Source organism: Arthrobacter sp. QXT-31, from assembly GCF_001969265.1.
Taxonomy (GTDB): domain Bacteria; phylum Actinomycetota; class Actinomycetes; order Actinomycetales; family Micrococcaceae; genus Arthrobacter.
On sequence record NZ_CP019304.1, the window covers coordinates 3,740,790 to 3,762,678 of the forward strand.

Here is a 21,889-nt window from a genome sequence, read left to right on the forward strand (position 1 = left end):
AGGGACACCACTTGGCGGAACCACTGGACCGTTACGACGCGGAACTCACCACACCTGACCTGGTGATCCTCGAAATGGACGCCGAGGACAAGGTGGACGCGGCCAGCCAGCTGGCCCGCAAGCTGTTCGACGCCGGCCGCGTCTCAGACCTCGAGGGTTTCCTGGGGCACGTCAACGCCCGGGAGCACCAGCTGGCCACCGGCCTGCCCGGGGGAGTGGGCCTGCCGCACGCCCGCAGTGAGTTCGTCTCCGAGACCTCGATCGCCGTCGGGATCACCAAGTACGGCAAGGCCCTGGACTTTGGCGCCGCTGACGGTCCGGCCACGGTGGTCCTGCTCATCGCCACGCCGGCGAGTTCCTTCTCCGACCACCTTGAGGTGCTGGCCACCCTGGCGCGGTCCCTGTCCAAGGAATCGTTCCGGGAATCGCTGCGCCGGGCCTACGACGCCGAGGTTATCGCCGAGCTCATCAACTCCAGCCTGGTCTTCTTCGACCACTGATCGTTGAACCCGGCTGCCCCGCTCTTGGGCGCCCTGCACAGCGCTAGCGGACACTTGTGGCCCCTCTGCGAGGGGCCACAAGTGTACGTTCGCGCTACCCGCGGTTCGTTGTTCTACAGGAGGACGAAGTAACGTTAAGGGGTGTGGAAAACAGCCCTCCAGCCCCGGTGGATCGCAGGCCTGGTCTTTGCGATCGCCGTTTCGGGTATCTTTGTGCTCCTGAGCCAGTGGCAGTTCGGCCGTTCCACGCAGCCCGAGGTGCCGGTCAACCCCGCCACGGAACAGGTCAAACCGCTGACCGAAACGCTGCAGCCCGGTGACTTCTTCCGGGCTTCCGTGGCCGACCAGATGGTGTCCGCATCCGGCAGCTACGATGCCGCGAAGCAGGTCCTCGTGCCCGGCCGCCTCAAGGACGGCAAGACCGGATACTGGGTGGTCACCGCCTTCGCGGTGGCGGATGCCCCCGTGCTCAAGGGCGTGGCAGCCTCACCGAAAACCTACATCCCGGTGGCCCGCGGCTGGATCGCTGAACCGGCGAAGGCCGCCGCCCCGCCGTCGGGCACCATCCAGCTGACCGGACGGCTGCTGCCGTCCGAGGCGCCGGTGCCCAACACCGCCCCCGAACCCGGCCAGGCGACCGCCGTCTCCGTCGCCGAACTCATCAACGCTTGGAACGTCAGCAGCTACCCCGCCTTCGTTTCCGCCACGGCGGAAAAAGCAGGAACGGACGACGTCGGTGCTGCCGCCGGCAGCGGCCTGGAGCCGCTCAATATTCCCGCCCAGCCCCCGGCCGAGAAGGTCAACTGGCTGAACCTGTTCTACTCCGTGGAGTGGATCGTGTTCGCCGGCTTCGCCCTGTTCATCTGGTGGCGGCTGGTCAAGGACGACCACCGCAGAAGCCTCGAGGACGCCGAGGATTACGACGGACCAGAGCACACCCAACCCCACGAGATCCAACAAAAGGTACAGCCATGATCGAACCCAAGCCGGCCATCCAGCCCTCGAACCCCGCCGGGGCGGCGAAGAAGCGACGCTTCGGCGGCACGGAGGCGCAGATCCGCTCCGCCCTGAAGTTCTACAAGGTCATGGCCTACCTCACCGGTGCCATGCTGCTGCTGCTGTGTGCGGAGCTCGTTGCCCGCTACGGCTTCGGCCAGTACCTCTTCGCGGGCGGAACGGACGCCCTGACCGGCCAGCCGTTCGGCTTCGGCTTCGCCCAGGCCGAACCGAAGGGCGTCCTCGGCGGGTTCAACGTGTCCGTCACCGTGCTGATCGTCCACGGCTGGATGTACGTCGTGTACCTGATGTCCAACTTCCGCCTTTGGACGCTCATGCGCTGGCCGTTCCTCAAGATGATCCTGCTGGCACTCGGCGGCGTCATCCCGTTCCTGTCCTTCATCGTGGAGAAGAAGTTCCATGCCGAGGTGGAGGCCGAACTCGCCGCCAACCCGCAGGCTGCCAGCCGCTACTGATCGGCGTTCCGTGCGTCACAGCGGGCCCGCTCAAGGTGCGTGGGGGCAAGCGCGCCAAGTAGGCTAGTACGGTGACTACTCCCACTGCATCCCAAACTTCCCAGAAGCCGGTGCTGGTAGTTGACTACGGTGCCCAGTACGCGCAGCTAATTGCCCGCCGCGTCCGGGAAGCGAATGTGTATTCGGAAGTGGTTCCGCATACCTACAGCACTGAGCAGCTCCTGGCCAAGAACCCTGCCGCCATCATCCTCTCCGGCGGCCCCGCCAGCGTTTACGCCGACGGTGCTCCGAGCGTCGGCGCCGACCTTTTCGAGGCCGGTGTCCCGGTCTTCGGTATCTGCTACGGCTTCCAGGCCATGGCGAACGCCCTCGGCGGCAAGGTAGACAAGACCGGCCTGCGGGAGTACGGCTCCACCCAGACCACCATTCTCGGTGACGACCGTTCCATCCTGGAGGGAATGCCGCAGCACCAGAACACCTGGATGAGCCACGGCGACTCCGTCCACGCGGCACCCGAGGGCTTCGAGGTGCTGGCCACCACGGCAGGTGCCGAGGTGGCCGCCTTCGCCAACGAGGAGAAGTGCCTGTACGGCGTGCAGTGGCACCCCGAGGTGAAGCACTCGGCCTACGGCCAGCAGGTGCTGGAGAACTTCCTGTTCAAGGGCGCCAAGCTGGAACAGAACTGGACCACGGGTGACATCCTCGAGGAGCAGGTGGAGCGCATCCGCCAGCAGGTCGGCGATGCCCGGGTCATCTGCGGCCTCTCCGGCGGCGTGGATTCGGCCGTTGCCGCCGCCCTTGTCCAGCGCGCCGTGGGCGACCAGCTGACCTGTGTCTTCGTCGACCACGGGCTGCTGCGCGAAGGCGAGGCCGAGCAGGTGGAGCGCGACTTCGTTGCCGCCACCGGCGTGAACCTCTACGTGGCCAACGAGCAGGAGCGGTTCCAGTCCGCGCTGGCAGGCGTCAGTGATCCCGAGACCAAGCGCAAGATCATCGGCCGCGAATTCATCCGCGCCTTCGAAGAGGCCGAGCGCGCCATCATCGCCGACGCCGCAGCGCACGGCGAAAAGATCAAGTTCCTCGTGCAGGGCACCCTGTACCCGGACGTCGTCGAATCCGGCGGCGGCGAGGGTGCAGCAAACATCAAGAGCCACCACAATGTGGGCGGGCTGCCTGAGGACCTGCAGTTCGAGCTCGTCGAGCCGCTTCGTGCCCTGTTCAAGGACGAGGTGCGCGCCGTGGGCGCCAAGCTCGGCCTGCCCCAGGAAATCGTCGGCCGCCAGCCGTTCCCTGGCCCCGGCCTGGGAATCCGGATCGTCGGCGAAGTCACCAAGGAGCGCCTGGACCTGCTCCGCAAGGCCGACGCGATCGCCCGTGCCGAGCTGACCGCCGCCGGACTCGACAACGACGTCTGGCAGATGCCGGTGGTGCTTCTCGCGGACGTCCGCAGCGTCGGCGTCCAGGGCGATGGCCGCACCTACGGCCACCCGATCGTGCTGCGCCCCGTCTCCTCCGAGGACGCCATGACCGCAGACTGGTCACGGCTTCCCTACGACCTGCTGGCCCGGATCTCCAACCGGATCACCAACGAGGTCGACGGCGTCAACCGCGTGGTGCTCGACGTCACCAGCAAGCCGCCGGGAACCATCGAGTGGGAATAGCGTTGTAAAAATGGCCGGCCTCCGCAGGGAGGCCGGCCATTTTGCATCCCGGCGGCGGTGCATTCCCGGCGGCCGCATGTGCGAAATGGGCCGCAACTTGGGCCGCCCAGTGTTGCGGTCTCTCAACCGCGGCGGGTTTCCGGCTACGCTCGAAGCTATGCCCGTATGGTCCAAGGCGTCACGTGCAAGCGCAGAAAAGAAGGCAGTAGTGTCAGTAGGTCAGCTCGACTCCGAGGGTTCGGAGGAGCTCCGGAAGTGGCTGTCCGGGCTCAAGCCCGTTACCGGGGCAGACACCATGCTGCGCTTCACCAAGACGCCCGAGGGTTCCATCGACCTTACACATGCGCATCCTTCCGGCCTGGCGCAGCTCATGGCAGGGCGCCGCACCCGGCTCTCGACGCTGATCCGTGACCAGCAGCAGTACGTAGTGGCGGCGCGCGCTTGCCGGAACCTGCGCTCCAAGATCTTCGAACTGGCCAATGACCGTGGCATCGAGGCCGGGTACTTCTCCGCGGGCACCGTGGTGTGGACCTCCGCCGTCGGCGGCAAGCCGCAGCGCGTCTCGGCACCGGTGATGCTGACCGCCATGTCGCTCACCATCCGCCCCGGGGAAGACGACTACGAACTGCAGCTCACGGAGCAGGCGCACATCAATCCGGCCCTGATCCGTCACCTGAAGACCATCCACGGGATCGTGTTCGACGTCAACGCCGTAACCCGGATGGCATACAGCACCGCGCGGTTCGACCCCCTTCCCGTGCTGGACCGGATCAGCACCCTGGTCAAGCCGATCCACGGCGCCGACGTGGAGCACAACCTGCTCGTCTCGACCTTCGCGGACCTTTCCGGGAACCTCGACGATCCCTGGATCAACGGGCAGAACGCGCTGGTGTCATCTCTGGCCAAGGCCGCGTCCGGCGAAGTCATCGACGTGCCGGAGCTCCAGCCGGGGCGCTTTCCCAGCGTGGACGAGCGGGACCCGGGGGAGGAGCTGCTCCTCCTCGATGCCGACGCCGACCAGCAGTACGTGATCGACGCGGTCCGTGCGGGGGACTCGCTGGTGGTGAGCAGCCCGCCGGGCACCGGCCAGACGCAGACTGCCATCAACACGATTGGTGCGCTGGTGGATGAAGGCAAGACCGTCCTGGTGGTGGGGGACCGGCGTGCCAGCCTGAACGAAGTGGCCGGGCGCCTCGAAAACCTGGGCCTGGAGTCCATCCTTTTCCAGCTGACCGGAAACGCAACGCCGCAGCAGCTCAAGGGCCAGCTGGTGCGCGCCATCGTGCGCAACGAGAAGGCCCAGGAGCCGCAGCTCGGCAGCCTGCACAAGACCCTCACCGAGCACCGCCACGCCCTTCTGGACCATGTGGCCTCGCTGCACAACGTGCGGCAGCGGTGGGGCTGCTCGCCGTACCAGGCCATGCAGTCGCTCGCTGAGCTGACCTCCATCCAGCCCGCACCCGCCACCACCGTCCGCCTGAAGCGCAGCGTCCTGGACAACATCCGGGACCGCGAGGAGCTGGCGGGCCGGCTGAAGCGGGCGGCCGAACTGGGGGCGTTCAGCAGGGCATCGACCACCAGCCCCTGGCACGGTGCACGTCTGGTGACTCGCAAGGAAACCGAGGAAGCCCAGGAGCTGGCGCGTTCGGTGGCGAAGAAGCTGCCGCTGCTGCAGGAACGGATGAAGGACGTGGCCAGCCACGCCGAAATCCGCCTGGGTGCCACCTTCGCCGAATGGGGCTCCCAGCTCAAGCTCCTGGTTGCTGTCCGCGAAAGCCTGGACAAGTTCACGCCGGACATTTTTGACCGGCCCGTGACTGACCTGATTTCCGCGACGGCGTCGTCCTCCTGGCGCCGGGAACGCGGCATCGACATGGCCTCCATGCAGCGCTCCCGCCTGCGCCGCGTGGCCAAGGAGTATGTCCGCCCGGGGGTGCACATTTCTGACCTTCACAGCTCGCTGGTGCTGGTGCAGGAACAGCGTGCCCAGTGGGCCGGGTACGCCACCACGCAGCGGCACCCGGCCGTGCCGTCAGGCCTCGCCGAAATCAGCATCATGCACCGGGGTCTTACCCGCGAGATGAAGATGCTGGGCGAGGCGCTGCGGCATACGGCGGCGGGCGGTTCGCTCGAGACCATTCCGTACCCGGAGCTTATGGAGCGCCTGGAACTGCTGGTCGCGGACACCCAGACGCTGCAGACCCTGCCCGAACGCACCCTGCTCATCGAGAACATGCGCGAGCATGGGCTGGGGGAACTGCTGGCAGACCTCGCGGAACGCGAGGTCGGGGCCAAGTCCGTCGCCGCGGAACTGGACCTGGCCTGGTGGCAGTCGGCGCTAGAGGCGATGATCAGCGGGGACGACTATCTGGCGATGTCCGACGGCGACGCGCTGCGCCAGCTTGAGGCCGAATACCGTCTCGCGGACAACGCCCACATCGCCAGCGGCGCAGGCCGGATGCGGTGGAAGCTGGCCGAGCGCTGGCGCGCAGGCATCGAGGAGCATTCCCGCCAGGCGGACCTGCTCCGAAGCCTGCTCAAGGATGGACGGGTCACGCTGGCCGCGCTGACGGCGCAGGCCCCCGCGCTGGTTCCCATGCTGGTGCCTGTCTGGTCGGTCAGCCCCTACCTCATGACCGGGCTCCTCCCCGCCGAGCAGAAGTTCGACGCCGTGGTGATCCTCGACGCCGAGGCGACGTCGCTGCAGGCCGTGCTCCCCGCCGTCGCCCGTGCCCGGCAGGTGATCGCCTTCGGTGACGACAAGATCGCCAGTCCCCGCACCTTCACGGTGGCCGTCGAGCGGCTCGCGGCCGGTGAGCAGTCGCACCAGAGCGTCGAAAGCGCCTTTACCGCACTTTCGGCGGTGCTGCCGACGGCGCCGCTGCGCTCGGTCTACCGTGCGGTGGACGAGGACCTGGTGCTGCAGCTGAGCAAGAACTTTTACGACGGCGGCCTCCGCCGGCTGCCCGAGGGCCAGTCGGCCACGGGGCTGGACCGTGCACTGACGGTGGAGTACCTGCCCGACGGCACCGGCCTGCCCAGCGCAGACCATGAGGGCGTCGAATCGGTGGTGGCCGAGGTGAACCGCGTGGTTGACCTCGTGTTCGAACACGCGCGGCTCCGGCCCCGGACCTCGCTGGCGGTGGTGACCGCCAGCCTCCGGCACGCGGCACGCATCGGCGAGTCCATCCGGCTGCAGCTGCCAAACCATCCCTCGCTCTCCGGATTCTTCACGGCAGGAGAGGAATCCTTCAGGGTTGTTGACCTGGAACGCGCCCAGGGGCTGGTCCGCGACCGCGTGATCTTCTCGCCGGGCTACGGGCGGACGCCGCACGGCCGGGCCCTGCACAGCTTCGGTCCGCTGTCCGCCGAGGGCGGCCGGGCCAAGTTTGCCCTGGCCATGACCAGGGCGCGGCAGTCGCTGCACGTCCTGACCTGCTTCAAGCCGGAGGACCTGGACCGGACCCGGCTGGCCCATGGCGCCGTCGACCTCTACGAACTTCTGGACCGGGAGATTGCCGGCAACACCAACCTGGGAACCCCCGCGTCCAGGGCAGCGGCCAGTGAACAGGCACTGGGGGCAGATCCGCTGGTTGCCGATCTCGGTGACCGGCTCCGCGCCCGCGGTGCCCGCGTCTGGCACCAGTACGACGGCGCCATCGATGTGGTGGCCGCCGCCGACCCGCTGAGCACCATGGGTCAGGACGACGCCGACATCCCGCGCCCGGTGGCCATCGAATCCGACGGCACCGAGCAGTACCGGCAGATGACCGTCCGGGAACGGAGCCGGCTGCGCCCCCAGCTGCTGGAGCGGCTCGGCTGGCGGTACATGCCGCTGTGGACCATCGAGGTCTTTACCGATCCCTCGGCCTGCGCTGACAGGATCGGCGGGTACCTCGGACTGGAGAAGCCCGCCCCTCCGCTGCGTTCCTTCGGGACGCCGGGCTTTTTCCTGGATGACGACGTCAGCACCCTTGCCGTTGACGACTTCGAGCCCGAACCCGAACCTCAACCTGGACAGGAAGACCGGTACGGCATCGGCCAGGACGACCGGTTTGTGGAGGAGGCGGACGGGATCGCCGCTGATCGTGCGGCGGGTGACGTCCACAGCGCCGATGCACACCACGCCAATGATGGCGCGGCTGACGCTGCTTCAGCAGAGCATGCGGCAGCTGACCGGCAAGATGCCGGCACCGGCTCGGCCGACATGGACGGTGCCCAGAATGAGGCTGCCGGCAAAGACGATGCCGAGAATAAGACTGCCGCCAAGGTCCAGCAGGTCGGCGAGCGGAAAGAGGACCTGCGATGACATCCGACGATGCGGTGAATCCGAACGACGTGCCTGCTCCGCCCACAGGGGAGAAGCCTGCCGCCCGGGAGGAGAAAAGCCCGGAGGAAAACAGCCCAGACGAGAAGCCTGCCAGGGTAAGGCCGGTGAAACCCCTGAAGCACCAGCAGGGCGACGGGGTGGTTCCGAAGAAAGCGGCCGAGGATGATGCGCGTACCTGGGGCGACTCTGAATCCGACAACGACCACGACGCGTGGCTGAAGGAGCAGAAACCCCCGCACTGGGGTTGATTGGAACGCCGGGGTCGATCGGCGCACTGGGGCTGACGACGAGGGCGTGGAGCCGGGTCAGCGTGCATTGGACCCGACGAGCACGAAAAACAGCTTCCCCTGGGTTGACGCACCCGCCAGGGCGCCGGCCTGGTCCGGTGTGGCAGCCACAACCAGCAGCCCGTCAGAATCGCCGGCAGCAAGCCACTGGCTGCCCTGGCTTTCCTGGCCGGAGGTCCACAGGACGGGCACCGACCGGGCGAGCACCTTTGAGGCTGATGCCTGCTCGTAGCCGTTGCCGCTGGTCAGGACCACGTTCACGAGCTGGCCCGGGGAAACCAGCTGGATGGAGGAGGGATCCGCCATTCGCAGCGGAACGGCGGCAGATCCGGGCGGCGCGCCGGTCAGCAAACCCGGCCCCACCAGCTGCGCATCGGTCAGGAGCTGGCCCTTGCGAAGCGGCGCGGCCAGCTGCTTGCCGCTCACTCCGGAGTGGTCGGCGAAGGTCCCGTCCGGCACCAGGGCTGGCGGCACGCTCACGGGTTTGAGGTCACTGCCGCTCAGGTTCGCGCCGGCCGGAAGATCACGGGCAGCGGCCAGGACGCTTACGGTCAGGGCAGGGGCGGGCGTCAGTTGGTGAACGGCGATCCCCGCCGCTGCGCACAGGAGGAGCGCCACAGCAAGGCGCCGGTTACGGTTCAGCCATCCTGCAAACCGCTGTCCGCGCGGGCGGTGGCGGACCGCCGGGCCGGGCAAGGGGTTGCGGCGCCCTCGGCGAACGGCCGGACGGGTTGCCCTTGCGGGGAAAATTCCGGTAGCTGGCATGCCGCCACGCTACTGGTCATCCGCTGGGCCGCGGCAGGTCTGGACAGCCGTATGTGGAAAAGCCGTCCGTGGAAAAACAAGGAGTCCGGCCGGGTCTACCCGGCCGGACTCCTGAAGTTTAGGGCGGCTGCAGTTCGAAGGCGGCAGGCGCCGCACGAACCTGCCTAGCTTGCGGCTGCTGCTGCCGGGGCAGCGGATGAGGCAGCAGGCGCAGCTGCGGGGGCCGGCGCTGATGCAGCGGGGGAGGCCGAGACGGTGCTTCCCTTGGAATCGCGCGAATCAGTCCGGTAGAAGCCGGAGCCCTTGAAGACCACGCCCACGCTGTTGAACTTCTTGCGGAGCGTGCCCTGGCATTCGGGGCAGGACGTCAGAGTGCTGTCGGTGAAAGACTGCACGATGTCGAAGGCATGGCTGCAATCCTTGCAGGCATAGGCATACGTGGGCACTGTAGATCCTCCTCTTGGACAAACGACAGGTCCCGTGCTGCCTGGCGTCACTTCCCGGATTCTCCTTGTCGGATCACCTCGGCGGAAATGTCTCCATTAGCAGTCGCAGGGCCTGAGTGCCAATTCTAGCACCCCGCCCAGGCGAGGTCACGCGAAGGCTACCAGCCCGGAGGGCATGAGCACTGCCTCGACGGGACGGTCGAAGTCCTCAGCAGGGATGGTCTGCGCGGGCAGGAGTTCGGAGTCGTAGATGATGGCGGCCTTGGGCAGGTGCAGGCCGCCGGCGTTGGCCGCAGCCAGAAACTTGTCGTAGTAGCCGCCGCCCTGGCCGATCCTGTTGCCGCTGCGGTCCACTGCCGTCGCCGGCATGAACATCCCGGCAGCAGTCCGTACAGTGTCCAGGCCGTGGCGCTCGCCGGCCGGTTCCTGGATGGGCGCATACTTGCTGCGGATGAACTCGCTGTCCGGAGTCCAGAAGACCCAGCTGAGCTCCCGGTCCGGCTCGCACACCGGGAGCAGGATGCTGTGGCCAGCCTCATGCAGCGCGTGCAGCAGGGGGAGGGTCGGCGGTTCGAAGTCGACGCCGAGGTAGGCGGTGAACGTGGCCGGCTTGCCCGCAGCGACGGCCTCGGCCCAAGGCAGGCCGTGGGAGGCGATGCCATCGCCGGCGTTTGCGAGGTCCGTTGCTGTCAGCGTGGCCCGGATCTGCCGGTGGCGCGAACGGATCCCGTCCTTCGACTGGGTGGTGCCTGTGGGCATGATGTCTCCCTTTGTCGCGGGGCAGGCGGCCGTGCTCCTGCCGGAAGCATTTACCGTATGAATGTTCCCTCGGATAGATTAGACCAGTGACTTCCACCAATTGTTCAGTCCGCAAGGCCGTGATCCCCGCAGCGGGACTCGGCACCAGGTTCCTGCCGGCCACCAAGGCCATGCCCAAGGAGATGCTGCCGGTGGTTGACAAGCCGGCCATCCAGTACGTCGTTGAAGAAGCCGTCAAAGTCGGCCTGAGCGACGTCCTGATGATTACGGGACGCAACAAGCGCGCGCTTGAGGACCACTTCGACCGCGTCCCGGCCCTGGAAGCGACGCTGGAGGCCAAGGGCGACACCGCCAAGCTGGAATCGATCCAGGCCGCGAGCAACCTCGGCGACATCCACTATGTCCGCCAGGGTGATCCCAAGGGCCTTGGCCACGCGGTGCTGCGTGCACGCCAGCACGTCGGCTACGAGCCGTTCGCCGTTCTCCTCGGCGACGACCTCATCGACGCCCGCGACGAACTCCTCAGCACCATGATCGAAGTGCAGGCCAAGACCGGCGGTTCCGTGGTGGCCCTCATCGAGGTGGAGCCGTCCCAGATCAGCGCCTATGGCTGCGCGGACATCTCTGAAATTGACGGCGAGGGCTTTGTCCAGATCAACAAGCTGGTGGAGAAGCCGGACGTCGACGAGGCGCCCTCGAACCTGGCGGTCATTGGCCGCTACGTGCTCCACCCCGACGTTTTCGATGTCCTGGAGAAGACCGAACCGGGCCGCGGCGGCGAGATCCAGCTGACGGACGCGCTGCAGGAGCTCGCCAGCAGGGACGGTGAAGGCGGCGGCGTATACGGCGTGGTCTTCCGCGGGCGCCGCTACGACACGGGGGACAAGCTCAGCTACCTCAAGGCCTGCGTGGAGCTCGCCATCGACAGCGACGACCTCGGACCAGGTCTGCGTGACTGGCTTCCGCGAGTCGCCGCCCGTTTGTCCGAGTAAGCCCTCATGAGGGTCAGCCACATCTGGCCGGTCACTTTGGAATGCGGGGACATCGTCCTGCGCCCCATCAGGTACCGCGACCGGAAGGAATGGACTGAGGTCCGTTCGCGCAACAGCGACTGGCTGGCGCCCTGGGAAGCATCCAACCCCATCCCGGGCGGGGCGCTGCCCGATTACCGGCAGATGGTCAAGTCCCTGAACACGCAGGCGGCCCAGGCCACGGCGCTGCCCTTCGTGATCGCGGAGTGGACACCCGGATACCGTGACCCGGTCATTGTGGGGCAGCTCACCGTCTCCTCCATAGTGTGGGGATCCGCGATGATGGCGACTCTCGGCTACTGGGTCGACCAGGCCCGGGCCGGCCACGGGATTGCCCCCACCGCGGTGGCGATGGCAACCGACCACTGCTTCCGGACCCTTGGCCTGCACAGGATGGAAATCAACATCCGTCCCGAAAACGGTCCGAGTCTTCGCGTCGTGGAAAAGCTCGGATTCAGGGACGAGGGCTACCGTCCGCGCTTCCTGCACATCAATGGCGAATGGGCGGACCACCGCTCCTTCGCACTGACGTCAGAGGAGATTCCCGAAGGCCTCCTCAGCCGCTGGCTGCGGGTCAGGCCTGCCTGAGCGCCGAATGACAGAGCCGCTGGTCAGGGCGGGGTTGTCCACATAATTCCACTGATTTGAACCTCGGTCGCGACACACCGAGATGAATGCCACACCAGCCCCAACATTCCTCATACGGTTTTGTGTGTGGACTTCCCCCTTAGCAGCTCAGTCATCCTTGTGGCTGCTGTCGCGCTCTGGATCGTTTGGGTTGCCCCCTACGTGCTCCGCAACGGCCGGCACCAGTTCCAGGTTGCCGGTGACCTGACGCTGGAGGGCGTCGACGCCGAAACTGCAAACCCGCAAGCCGGGACGGTTGTATATATGGCCGCCCAGCAGGAGAAACGCATGGACACCAGGAAGAGCAGCGAACCAGCAACGGGCCCCACCCCGGCTCCGTCCGGCAGCAGGCCAGCCGCGAAAGGGACCGGTGCCTTTCGGATCCGTTACGGGCGGACGGCCATCGCGTTCGTCGGGCTGCTGTCGTTCCTCACGGCGGTTGTGGCCGGAGTCCTGCGGCTCTTCGGGCTCGGCAACCCTTGGGTTCCTGCCGTGGCGTTCCTGACTGGCGTTGCCGCCGTCGTGGTTTTGCGGCGTCTCGCGATTCGCGACCGCCGCAGGAAAGTCAGCGCCGCGTTTAAGGCCGCGATGGCTTCTCCTGCCAGCCGGGAGCCTGCCGCCGAGCGCCGCGAGGAGGCAGCGCCCGCTCCGGAACCCGTGAAGCCCCGGGAAAGTGCGCTTTTCGATGCCGAGGCGGAAGCGCCGAAGCCGAAGCCGAAGCCCCTGACCGCAGCCGAACTCCGCGAGGCTGCACTCGCGGTGGCGATTGCCGCGGGCGACGAAAGCGCCGCAGCCCCGGTGCAGGGCCCCGAGGCCCCATCTGAGTCCAGCTGGGAGCCAGTGGAGATTCCCAAACCGACGTACGTTGAAGCGGCCAAGGCGGAGCGTCCGGCTCCCGAGCCGCTGGCGCTGCCCGAGGCTCCGAAGTCCGTGGGCAAGCCTTCGCTCAAGCAGGGGCCGGCTGCTGCAGCTCCCGTGGCATCGCCGAATGCCGCGCCCGCCAAACCGCTGACCAAAGCCCAAAGCGCGCTGAGCAACCTCGATGACGTCCTGCAGCGCCGCCGCGCGTAGCCAGCGCCCGGTACCGTGTGGGGCGCCACGGTAATGGTCCGCGTCTGCATTGCCGGCGGCACCGGCCAGGCCGGCCGGGCAGTGGTGCGCCAGGCACTGGACCGGGGACACGCCGTCGCCGTGCTGAGCCGGAACCCGCCGCTTCCGGGAGCCCGGGGCTACTACGACGGCGCCGCTTACTTTCGCGCGGACGTCACCACCGGTGAAGGGGTGGCAGAGGCGCTGGCGGGTGCCGACGTCGTGATCGATTGCCTTGAAGCGCGGACCGGCAAGGCGCTCAGGAACTATGCGGCTGGCGGGGCGGCGCTACTGGGCGAAGCCGCGGCCGCCGGCGTGGCCCGGGCGGTACAGCTCTCCATCGCCAACTGTGACCAGAGCACTCTCGCGTATTACCGGTCCAAAGCGGACAAGGAGCGCGTGTACGCAAGATCGCCGCTCGAAACCCGGACGGTGCGAACCACGCAGTTCCACAGCCTGCTGGCAGGCATTTTCGCCGCGGGTTCCCGCGTTGGCCTGGTGCCGGTGATCAAGGGTGCCCGGTTCCAGACCATCGCCCCTGCCGATGTGGCGTCGGCGCTTCTGGAAGCCGCACTGCAACCGCCGTCCGGCGATGCGCACGCCTCGCAGACAATCGGCGGGCCGGAAGTGCTGGACATGGGATCCCTGGCAAGCACCTGGAAGCGGATAACCGGCGGCAGGGGCCTGGTGACAAACCTGCCGCTGCCTGGCTCCACGGGCAGGTTTCTGCGTGAAGGAAAAAACCTGGCGCCCGGGCAACGTTACGGAGACACGACATTTGAGGCGTGGTTGGCAAACCGGCAAGAAAATTTGTAGCCTAGGGAAACCGGCGCTGGAGTTCCTTCGGGAAACGGCGCCACGGGGTTATAGCTCAGTTGGTAGAGCGCTTCGTTCGCATCGAAGAGGTCAGGGGTTCAAATCCCCTTAACTCCACAAACGTGACACCACCGGTCTTCGGACCGGGGGTGCTTTGTTTTTTCGGCTGGTAGCCGCGCGCGGGGATGAAGGTGAACTCTGTGAGGATTTCGCCGGTGCCGTGTTGGACGGCTGTGGCGGCCAATCGGCAAAGTCTGCGCATGTTTGGATAGGAGAAGACAAAACCGCGGCTGGGGGACTGATGGAGCCATTTGATGGCTGACTACTTGAACTACATCAATATGACCAAGAAGCAGTCCGAGGCCGCATTCCATGAGTATTTGGAGGAGCGCGTGCCGGCGCTGGAGCGGCTGCGGGGATCCCTGGCGGCTGACGGGCAGGACCCGGACGCCCTCCTTGATGGCTCCGTCGAGAGCCTGGTTCCCCTCTGGCGGTGGATCCTGGCCCACCTCACGCGCGCAGACGATCCCGCCGCCACAGACACCACCAGTGTGCCGCGGGAGCAGTGGCCCTCGTGGGCACGGTACGGCGGTGAGACGGTAGGGAAACTCTCACTGGAGTCGCTGTTCCTGCTGGACGGACTGGTGTCCTACCTGGGCGACGTCGTGCAGCAGCGCGCACCAGGGGCGCGGTGGGAGATCGCGCACCACCGCATCAAGCGATACCACCTCAACAAGCACCCTGTCCTGGTCAGCGGCACGGGGGAGGACCACCACTTCCTCCCCGATTTGCCGAGGGCGCGCGCCCACGGCAACCTCACCGGCTTCCGTGAGTCCCCGGATGACGCCATGGCCGTGTACGCACGCGGTCTCATCGAGCAGCTGAACCGCGGCGACCAGCCGGATGATGAGGAGATGGCCGAGGACGAGCCGCTCGTGGAGGTCGAAGACCTGGGCGATGACGCACTCCGCGGCCGTGAGCTTGAGGTGGCGTTGCGCGAGGACATCGTCTTCGAGCACAACCGGGTGGTGGGCAGCATGCTCAAAGCCCTCAAACAGGAAGACGGCATCACCAGGGTGATCCGCGAAGACCGCGAGATCCTCCTTGTCGTCACACCGACCTGGAGCGCCACTCAGCTTCAGGAGTGGGTGGCGACCTATCTGCGGGACAACATCCGCGACCTGCGGCCCGTCTAGGCACCCAGGACAACAGAAGGAGTGGACGTGGGTGCTTCATCTGAGACACGCCCCCCTCAGCAGACGGACTGTTCGTAACCTTATAATCGGAGCATGCCAATCACGCCCCTCAACCGAGGCCTCCATGCCCAGCAGCCCGAGCTCGTGCAGCGCGGGAGCGACCTGTGAGCGGCGGTCTCGTCGCCCTGCTCGACGACGTCGCAGCCCTGGCCCGCATTGCGGCTGCCTCGGTGGACGACGTCGCGGCCGGCGCCGCGAAGGCTAGTGCAAAGGCCGCCGGCGTGGTGATCGACGACGCCGCAGTCACCCCGCAGTACGTCTCCGGGGCTGACCCGTCCCGTGAGCTGCCGATGATCAAGCGCATCTTCTGGGGCTCGCTCCGGAACAAGCTGCTGATCATCCTGCCGGCTCTGCTGGCCGTGAGCGCCTTCATCCCCTGGGCCATTCCGTTCATCCTCATGTTGGGCGGCACGTACCTCTGCTATGAGGGGGCCGAGAAGGTCTGGCACAAGCTCCGTGGCCACCATGCCGCGGACGAGGATGAGCCGGCGGTGGAGAGGGGGCCGGAGGCGGAGTCCAGGGTCATCAAGGGCGCCATCACCACCGACTTCATCCTGTCCTGCGAGATCATGGTCATCTCGATGAACGAGGTCGCCGCCGAATCGTTGTGGGCCCGGGCGCTCATCCTGGTCCTCGTGGCCTTCGTCATCACGGTCGCCGTCTACGGCGCCGTCGCGCTGATCGTCAAGATGGACGACGTCGGCATGCACCTCGCTGCCAAGCAATCCGCGAGCTCCCGGCGCATCGGTGAGATGCTCGTCAAGGGAATGCCCTCGGTACTGGCCGCGATCACCTTCGTCGGCACAATCGCCATGCTTTGGGTCGGCGGCCACATCATGCTGCAGGGAGCCTACGACCTCGGCTGGCACGGACCGTATGACATAGTCCACGCCCTCGAACATCCTTTCGCCGAGCTCGCCGTGGTGGGCGGTTTCCTTGCCTGGCTCGTCAACACCTTGTGCTCTGCCGTCATCGGCCTTGCTTGGGGCCTTGTCGTCATGGCCGTTGTTGGCCCGCTGCTGAAAGTGCTGCCGTTCGGCAAGAAGAAGGGCGGGCACGCAGAAGGTGACGTCCGTGCTGCAGCAGCCGGTCATAGCCCCAAGAACCGGGACCCCGGATCAGCCTCCTAGCCGGCTGACAGGGAAGCTCGCCGTGGCGTGATGGCCTATAGGGTAGACGCCATGGGGGAGAAGAAGTACGACGAGCACCTGCAGCGGGTGCTGAACCGCCGCTACTACTACGGGTACTCCATGGCGGGTAAAACCATCTATGCGTACACGAAGGAAGAATGGGGAATCGGGGCCAGCTCCGGCGGCGGGGATTACAACCTGATCCGCTCCTTCTACTTCAGCATCTTCACCACTGTCCTGGCTGCTGCAGCGTCACTGATCGGGCTGGTTTGTGGAGTATGGGTCCTGTTCAGTCCCTTTCCGGCTATGGCACTGGTCTTCCTGTTCTTCGCCGCACTGTTCGGCTTTGCCGTCATGCAGGGGCTCTTCAATATCAGCGAGGAGTGGCGGGGGAGGAAAGCGCGGAAGCTCAGAGGCCTTCCGAAGCCCTGGTGGGAAGCGGGCGATGACCACGCCTACGAATGGTTCCTGGAGCACCCAGATCCCCGCATCCACATGACCCGGGACTACTTCCCGTACTCGGTGAAACTCGGCAGCTCATGAGCCGGAAGGACCGTGGGACTTCGGCGGCAGGTGGCCGCGCCGGGATGCTTCACGGACAACCAGCCGGATGTTGGCGAACAGCACCGCCTTCACCGCCGCCATGTCCGGTGTGTGGCCGTGCTTCAGCGCGCTCTCGAGGCTCCCGCAGTAGAACTCAAGCCGCCGCGCCCCGGCCATCCCGGAGCTGACCTTCAGGCTGATGATCGCTTCCAGTGTGGTCTCGATATCGCCGCGGATGAGACCCTTGAAAATCTTGGCCGCCCGCACGGGAAGCATCACGAGATACTCCTCCATGAACTGCAGCGCGACAGCCTCTCCGGCTTCATCCTTGAGGTCCTGCAGCGCACCGTCGTCCAGTACCGGAAGGTCCTGGCCCGTGTCCGGGTCCTCCGCCATGCAGCCACCTCATCCAGTTGTCCACGCCGTTTTGTAATTCCTAACGAAGATGGTCGGGGACACAGCTCAAGAACCCGACACCGTCTTCGCAAGTTCGGATCAAGAGTTGGTTAGCTTTTCGGCGGCTCGTCCATGCCCCTGTAAAGCTGAAGTGATTGTCCGCCGGGCCCGGTGTACATGGGGGGAATGCGTTCCGGGCCCGGCATTCTGAAGCGATGGTTCGCGGCTACCTTCTGCTTCAGGGACAGGAACAGTCTGGGGCCGGCACATTGGAAAACGCCGGAGCTACCTGAGAGTCAGCGTTCGGTTTTTACCCCCGCCTGAGGGATTGGAGGCAGCAGTTCCAAGGTTTCCCCAAGCTTGGATCAGGCGGTCCTGTTCCAGGGACGCGAAAGGCGGCCACCGGCAGGAAGGTTGTCCTGCCCGTGGCCGCCGAACGTTGGGAAAGATGCGGGCTACTGGCCGCCGCAGAACCTGCTGTAGGTGCTGCCCGCCTGCTCGTAGCCGGCCTTGAGGTCGGTGAGCTTCGCCTCGTCCGGGGTTTCCTTGGCGGATTCGTCCGTGTATTCCAGGATGGCCTGCAGCGCCGGCCGGAGATCGTCCGAGGACACTGCCTCGATGGGACGGATCTGGTTGGCCAGGCGGGTCATGCCGGTCTTGCCCACGGAGTTCGCCGGGTTCGAGACAACGGTCCTGATCCGGTCGCAGGTCTGCTCTGTGGTGAGCTGCGGCGAAGCGCAGGCGGAAGCGGAGAGGACGAAGCCGGCGGCGAGCAGGGCGGTGGTGAGTTTCTTCATGTTTCCCTCAGTAGTTGATGTCAATTGATTGTAAGCAGACGCAAACGGGTAAGGACGGCCGGGTTACGGCTATTGCTAGCAGCCTGCGGACTGCTCATCCGCCAACTGTTCGTCCGATTCGATCCGGCGGAGCATGGAGAGCCGCTCTCCGATGAGCGGCAGGACGGCAGCCAGTTCTTCAGGAACGCCGTCCCGCGTCTCTCCCGCATGGCTGCCGGGGGGCCCCGTCACGATGAGGAACGGGGTGATGTCCCGTTCGCGGAGGACGTCCAGCAGGTCCAGGAAGCGTTGCCAGTCAGCCGCTTTGGCGGCGGACGCTGCAGACGGTGAAGGGATGCCGTCCACTACCCAGGCGGGGAACCTGTCCGCGAGCAGCAGATAGTCCGCCGTCGAGCGGGTTGGGCCGCATAGCTCGGCAAAGCCGGCCCACAGCATGTCCGGGTCGGTGCCCATGGCTGCCAACGGGCCGGAGTGCAGGGCCAGGACATCCCGTTGGGACGGGGAGGGCCTGAACAGCCCGCAGGCGCCCAGCTGCCTTTCGGTACCGGGGATGAGGACAAGGCCCTGGTGAAAACCGGCCACTAGAGCCAGCCCTTCCGCTTGAAGATGAGATACATGAGGGCAGCAGTGGCGGCCATCAGGAGTATCGACATGGGATAGCCGTAGGCCCAGTGCAGCTCCGGCATATGGTCAAAGTTCATGCCGTACACGCCGGCGACAAAGGACGGGGCGAAGAAGATGGCCGCCCAGGAGGAAATCTTCTTCACTTGCTCGTTCTGCTGGGCGCTGGCCTCGTTCTGCCGGTTGGCCGTGAGTGTGCCGTCCAGCGTCAGTGCATTCTGCAGGAGGTCCCGGAAGGAGTCGGCCCGTGAAATTGCCCTCTCCACGTGGTCCTCCACGTCGCGGAGATTGTGCTGCAATTCGGCGTCGGCGGCGAAGTCATCAAATCCCTCGTTCAGCTGCTGCATCATGCCCGGCAACGGATGGATGGCCCGCTGGAACTGGATGACTTCACGGGCAAGTTCATAGATGCGGCGGGATACCGCCGAATCGCCGGAGAACAGCTGGTCCTCGATTTCGTCGATGTCATTTTCCAGCCCGGCGACCACCGGCGCGTAGTCGTCCACCACCTGGTCCAGCAGCCCGTACAGCACCGCCGGCGGGCCGTGGCGGAGGAGATCCGGCCGGGACTCCAGCCGGCGCCGTACCTGCCCGACGCCGGACATCTCCGCGTGCCGCACAGTCACCACGAAGTTCTTGCCAATGAAAACATGGAGCTCCCCGAATTCCACGGTTTCGGTGTCATCGCGGTACCGGGCGGGCCGGAGAACGGTGAAAAGGTTGCCTCCGTAGCGCTCCAGCTTGGGCCGCTGGTGGGCCGATACAGCGTCTTCGACGGCCAGTTCGTGCAGGCCAAACTCTTCGGCGACGGCGTCCATCTCCGCTTTTGAGGGGCGGTACAGGCCGATCCAGGCCATGCCGCCATGGCTCTCGAGCGTTTCAAACGTCTGTTCCAGGTTTTCGGGCTCCGCCGTGCGGATCCCGTCGACGTAGACGGCGTTATCGATGATGGTCACAGTCTGCAGGTCTTTCCGTCTGTTGAGTCAGGACATGGCGCCGATAATGGCCCCGGCGGCCGTCACCGCCAGGACATCATGGCCGGAATCGATGAGCGTCACTGCGGCAGGACGCCCGGCGAAGCCGTTATGGATGACATGGCCCCCTACCCGGAACACCAGTGCCAGGACAAAAGCAAACCATCCGCCGGCCAGCGCATCGCCGAGCCCGAGCTTGCTGATCAGCACTGCCAGGAGGATGGCCGTCAGGGCCGCGGCCGCCATCATGGGAAGCCAGATGCCGGCGCCGCCCTCAGAGCTCCTGAGGTCCTCTTCAGTCTTGCCCACGGCTTCCATCCAGCGCCGGCCGAGCACGCCGGGCAGGTACCAGACGAAACCGATGGCCATGCTCGCGGCAAAGGCGAGGAACACCGCAAGCCAGTTGATCTGAAAGACGTAAGAGAGCCAATCCATCCTCGAATCCTATTCCGGCCGGCGGGTTGCCTGAGAGGTTGACGGCTGAGCAGCTGACGACTGGACAGTGTTTGACTGAACGAGGCGGCTGATCAGCGGCTCGGTCCGGTAGGGGATGTGCGTGTGGAGGGCCAGCACGGTCTCGGTCCGGATGACGCCTTTGATCCGCAGGATCGAACGCAGCGCGCCTTGGAGATTGTGCGTGTCCGTCGCCACCACCCGGCACCAGACGTCGCCCCTGCCGGAGATCTCGTGCACCTCGAGGACCTGGGGGATCAGCCGCAAAGCGGCGATCACGCCGTCGAGCTCCCGGTGGGTCACTTCAATGGTCACGAAGGCGACGACGTCGTACCCCACCGCCTCAAGGTCGATCTCACGGCCGCCGTCGTGCAGGATGCCCGAACGCAGCATTCGACGCACCCGTGACTGGGCCGTGTTCCGCGCGATACCGAGCTTCTCGCTGAGTTCGCCAATCTGCACACGGGGGTCGCGGATCAGTTCGAGCAGGATCTTCAGATCCGTGGGGTCCAATGTGTTCAAATCGTCACTCCGGTTCATGAATCCGGCTAGAGATTGATGGTTTTGCTCAATTTTCACACAGAATGACGCCCGTGCAGGCACTCCTGCCGCATTCTTTAGGTACCAAGGTTCACTTCCCGGGAGCAGCCCTCACAAGGGGCCGGTTCCCGGGACACGCAGGCAGGGTACGGGCATGACCGTCTTTAGCGAACTACGAATGCGTCCGGCTACGGCCACCCGCTGGGGCTGGGATGCGTCCACCACCTCACGGCTGGCCATGGCCGGCGTCGTCATTTTCACGCTCCTGGTGGGCGCGAACCTGGCGACCCCGCTGTATCCGCTGCTGCAGGTGCGGCTGGGCATCGGTTCGCTGGGCATTACCGTGGCATTCGCCGCCTACGTCCTGGCGCTCGTGGCCACACTCATGCTCGCCGGGCACTGGTCCGACCACATCGGCCGCCGCGCCGCCCTCCTCCTCGCCGTGCTGACGGGGCTTGCGGGGGGTTTGGTCTTTGCGGACGCGGGCAGCCTGGCCGGGCTGTGCGGCGGCCGGGCGCTGCAAGGCGTTGCCGTCGCCCTCGCCACGGGCGCCAGCTCAGCCGCGCTGCGCGAGCTGCTGCCGGAACGCCCGGAATGGGCATCCCGCTTCACCCTGCTGGCCTCGGCCGGGGGAGTGGCGGCGGGCCCCGCGATCGGCGGGATCCTTTCGCTCCTGCCCGGTTCCACCACGACGCCATACCTCATTCACTCCCTCGTCCTGGCCGCCCTGCTGGTCCCGCTCTACCTGCTGCGCGCCCGCCCCGCCATCAAACCCGCGGACGGACCCCGCCCGATGAAGGCACTGGCGCCCCGCAGGCCCACGGTGTCCAGGGAGGCCCGCGGGGCCTTCTGGCTGGCGGCCGCCGTCGGTTTCCTCAGCTTTGCCGTTTTCGGCTTTTGCCTGTCCCTCGCCCCGGCTTACTTCGCAAAAATCCTCGACACCGACTCACGGCCTCTGATCGGGCTCCTCGCGGGGCTCACCCTGGGCGCATCCGCCTTGAGCCAGCTGGTCGCGGTCCGGAGCAGGTTCGCCCTGCCGGCCGGGTTGGCCGTGCTGGGCGGCGCGGTCGCGCTCATCGCTGTCGCAGCCGCTACCGGGAACCCCTGGCTGCTTGCTGCGGCCAGCCTGGCCGCAGGCGCCGGCCAGGGCGTCGCCTTCCGGACTGTCTTCAACGATGTCGCGGGCAAAGTTGAGGCAGCCCGCCATGCCCAGATCATCAGCACGGTGTACGTGATCACCTATCTGGGAAGCGCGGTCCCGGTAATCGGCCTTGGCCTGGCGACGGCGGCCTACGGGCTCGACGCGGCCGTTGCCGGATTTGTGACCGCCTGTGCCGCTGCGGCCGGGTTGCTGGCTGTGATCACCTGCCGCCACAGCTTGCGCCGGTAACAGCGC

Annotated in this window: 23 protein-coding genes and 1 tRNA gene; 15 read left to right on the plus strand and 9 right to left on the minus strand. The window is 66.3% G+C overall.

Features of this window, described 5'->3' with window-relative positions:
* Positions 1-11: 11 nt before the first annotated feature.
* The 6 genes from BWQ92_RS16995 (at position 12) to BWQ92_RS17020 (ending at position 8,211) form a co-directional block, all read left to right on the plus strand.
* Complete coding sequence (locus tag BWQ92_RS16995) at positions 12-500, plus strand: PTS sugar transporter subunit IIA (protein ID WP_076801374.1); 489 nt, start codon at positions 12-14, stop codon at positions 498-500.
* A gap of 141 nt (positions 501-641) precedes the next feature.
* Positions 642-1,475 (plus strand): SURF1 family protein, encoded by an 834-nt coding sequence (locus tag BWQ92_RS17000; protein ID WP_076801377.1) that lies wholly within the window; start codon positions 642-644, stop codon positions 1,473-1,475.
* Entirely contained in the window at positions 1,472-1,972 is a 501-nt protein-coding gene (locus BWQ92_RS17005; RefSeq protein ID WP_076801379.1) for a DUF3817 domain-containing protein, read from the plus strand. The genes BWQ92_RS17000 and BWQ92_RS17005 overlap by 4 nt, the downstream gene beginning before the upstream one ends.
* A gap of 71 nt (positions 1,973-2,043) precedes the next feature.
* A complete protein-coding gene (guaA, locus tag BWQ92_RS17010; RefSeq protein ID WP_076801382.1) occupies positions 2,044-3,633 on the plus strand; it encodes a glutamine-hydrolyzing GMP synthase in 1,590 nt (529 codons plus the stop codon).
* Positions 3,634-3,790: 157 nt separating this feature from the next.
* Positions 3,791-7,942, plus strand: a complete 4,152-nt coding sequence (locus BWQ92_RS17015; RefSeq protein ID WP_236782989.1) for an AAA family ATPase — start codon at positions 3,791-3,793, stop codon at positions 7,940-7,942.
* Entirely contained in the window at positions 7,939-8,211 is a 273-nt protein-coding gene (locus tag BWQ92_RS17020; protein WP_076801386.1) for a hypothetical protein, read from the plus strand. Before BWQ92_RS17015 ends, BWQ92_RS17020 begins: the two co-directional genes overlap by 4 nt.
* A 57-nt stretch (positions 8,212-8,268) precedes the next feature.
* On the opposite strand, the gene cpaB is transcribed toward BWQ92_RS17020, so the two are convergent.
* From cpaB to BWQ92_RS17035, 3 genes are all read right to left on the minus strand, one after another.
* Positions 8,269-8,868, minus strand: coding sequence for a Flp pilus assembly protein CpaB (gene cpaB, locus BWQ92_RS17025; protein ID WP_076801389.1), 600 nt, complete (start codon positions 8,866-8,868; stop codon positions 8,269-8,271).
* 311 nt (positions 8,869-9,179) lie between these two features.
* A complete protein-coding gene (locus BWQ92_RS17030; protein WP_076801391.1) occupies positions 9,180-9,461 on the minus strand; it encodes an FmdB family zinc ribbon protein in 282 nt (93 codons plus the stop codon).
* Positions 9,462-9,608: 147 nt separating this feature from the next.
* The gene (locus BWQ92_RS17035; protein ID WP_076801394.1) at positions 9,609-10,220 is read right to left on the minus strand and encodes a 5-formyltetrahydrofolate cyclo-ligase; all 612 of its coding nucleotides are present in this window, start codon (positions 10,218-10,220) and stop codon (positions 9,609-9,611) included.
* Between the two features lie 86 nt (positions 10,221-10,306).
* On the opposite strand from BWQ92_RS17035, the gene galU reads away from it, so the two are divergent.
* The 8 genes from galU to BWQ92_RS17075 all read left to right on the plus strand — a co-directional run bounded on the left by galU (position 10,307) and on the right by BWQ92_RS17075 (position 16,712).
* On the plus strand, positions 10,307-11,212 hold the full coding sequence (galU, locus tag BWQ92_RS17040) for a UTP--glucose-1-phosphate uridylyltransferase GalU (RefSeq protein WP_076801396.1): 906 nt from the start codon (positions 10,307-10,309) through the stop codon (positions 11,210-11,212).
* Positions 11,213-11,218: 6 nt separating this feature from the next.
* Positions 11,219-11,839, plus strand: a complete 621-nt coding sequence (locus tag BWQ92_RS17045; RefSeq protein WP_076801398.1) for a GNAT family N-acetyltransferase — start codon at positions 11,219-11,221, stop codon at positions 11,837-11,839.
* Between the two features lie 126 nt (positions 11,840-11,965).
* A complete protein-coding gene (locus tag BWQ92_RS17050) occupies positions 11,966-12,949 on the plus strand; it encodes a hypothetical protein (RefSeq protein WP_076803784.1) in 984 nt (327 codons plus the stop codon).
* 33 nt (positions 12,950-12,982) lie between these two features.
* Positions 12,983-13,783, plus strand: coding sequence for an SDR family oxidoreductase (locus BWQ92_RS17055; RefSeq protein WP_076801400.1), 801 nt, complete (start codon positions 12,983-12,985; stop codon positions 13,781-13,783).
* A gap of 44 nt (positions 13,784-13,827) precedes the next feature.
* A tRNA-Ala gene (locus BWQ92_RS17060) sits at positions 13,828-13,900 on the plus strand.
* A 197-nt stretch (positions 13,901-14,097) separates the two neighbouring features.
* A complete protein-coding gene (locus BWQ92_RS17065) occupies positions 14,098-14,979 on the plus strand; it encodes a hypothetical protein (RefSeq protein ID WP_076801403.1) in 882 nt (293 codons plus the stop codon).
* Positions 14,980-15,143: 164 nt separating this feature from the next.
* Positions 15,144-16,169 (plus strand): DUF808 domain-containing protein, encoded by a 1,026-nt coding sequence (locus BWQ92_RS17070; RefSeq protein WP_076801405.1) that lies wholly within the window; start codon positions 15,144-15,146, stop codon positions 16,167-16,169.
* Between the two features lie 51 nt (positions 16,170-16,220).
* Entirely contained in the window at positions 16,221-16,712 is a 492-nt protein-coding gene (locus BWQ92_RS17075) for a hypothetical protein (protein ID WP_076801407.1), read from the plus strand.
* Here the strand turns inward: BWQ92_RS17075 and BWQ92_RS17080 are convergent.
* From BWQ92_RS17080 to BWQ92_RS17105, 6 genes are all read right to left on the minus strand, one after another.
* On the minus strand, positions 16,707-17,108 hold the full coding sequence (locus tag BWQ92_RS17080; RefSeq protein ID WP_076801410.1) for an Hpt domain-containing protein: 402 nt from the start codon (positions 17,106-17,108) through the stop codon (positions 16,707-16,709). The two genes, BWQ92_RS17075 and BWQ92_RS17080, sit on opposite strands and share 6 nt — an antisense overlap.
* Positions 17,109-17,563: 455 nt before the next feature.
* Positions 17,564-17,905, minus strand: a complete 342-nt coding sequence (locus BWQ92_RS17085; RefSeq protein WP_076801412.1) for a hypothetical protein — start codon at positions 17,903-17,905, stop codon at positions 17,564-17,566.
* 75 nt (positions 17,906-17,980) lie between these two features.
* The gene (zapE, locus tag BWQ92_RS17090) at positions 17,981-18,487 is read right to left on the minus strand and encodes an AFG1/ZapE family ATPase (RefSeq protein ID WP_076801415.1); all 507 of its coding nucleotides are present in this window, start codon (positions 18,485-18,487) and stop codon (positions 17,981-17,983) included.
* Positions 18,487-19,482: a magnesium/cobalt transporter CorA gene (corA, locus tag BWQ92_RS17095; RefSeq protein ID WP_076801417.1), complete on the minus strand. Its 996-nt coding sequence runs from the start codon at positions 19,480-19,482 to the stop codon at positions 18,487-18,489. The genes zapE and corA overlap by 1 nt, the downstream gene beginning before the upstream one ends.
* Positions 19,483-19,509: 27 nt before the next feature.
* Positions 19,510-19,935: a DUF1761 domain-containing protein gene (locus tag BWQ92_RS17100; RefSeq protein WP_076801420.1), complete on the minus strand. Its 426-nt coding sequence runs from the start codon at positions 19,933-19,935 to the stop codon at positions 19,510-19,512.
* Between the two features lie 9 nt (positions 19,936-19,944).
* A complete protein-coding gene (locus tag BWQ92_RS17105) occupies positions 19,945-20,475 on the minus strand; it encodes an Lrp/AsnC family transcriptional regulator (RefSeq protein ID WP_157365186.1) in 531 nt (176 codons plus the stop codon).
* Between the two features lie 172 nt (positions 20,476-20,647).
* On the opposite strand from BWQ92_RS17105, the gene BWQ92_RS17110 reads away from it, so the two are divergent.
* Positions 20,648-21,883: an MFS transporter gene (locus BWQ92_RS17110; RefSeq protein WP_076801426.1), complete on the plus strand. Its 1,236-nt coding sequence runs from the start codon at positions 20,648-20,650 to the stop codon at positions 21,881-21,883.
* Positions 21,884-21,889 lie beyond the last annotated feature (6 nt).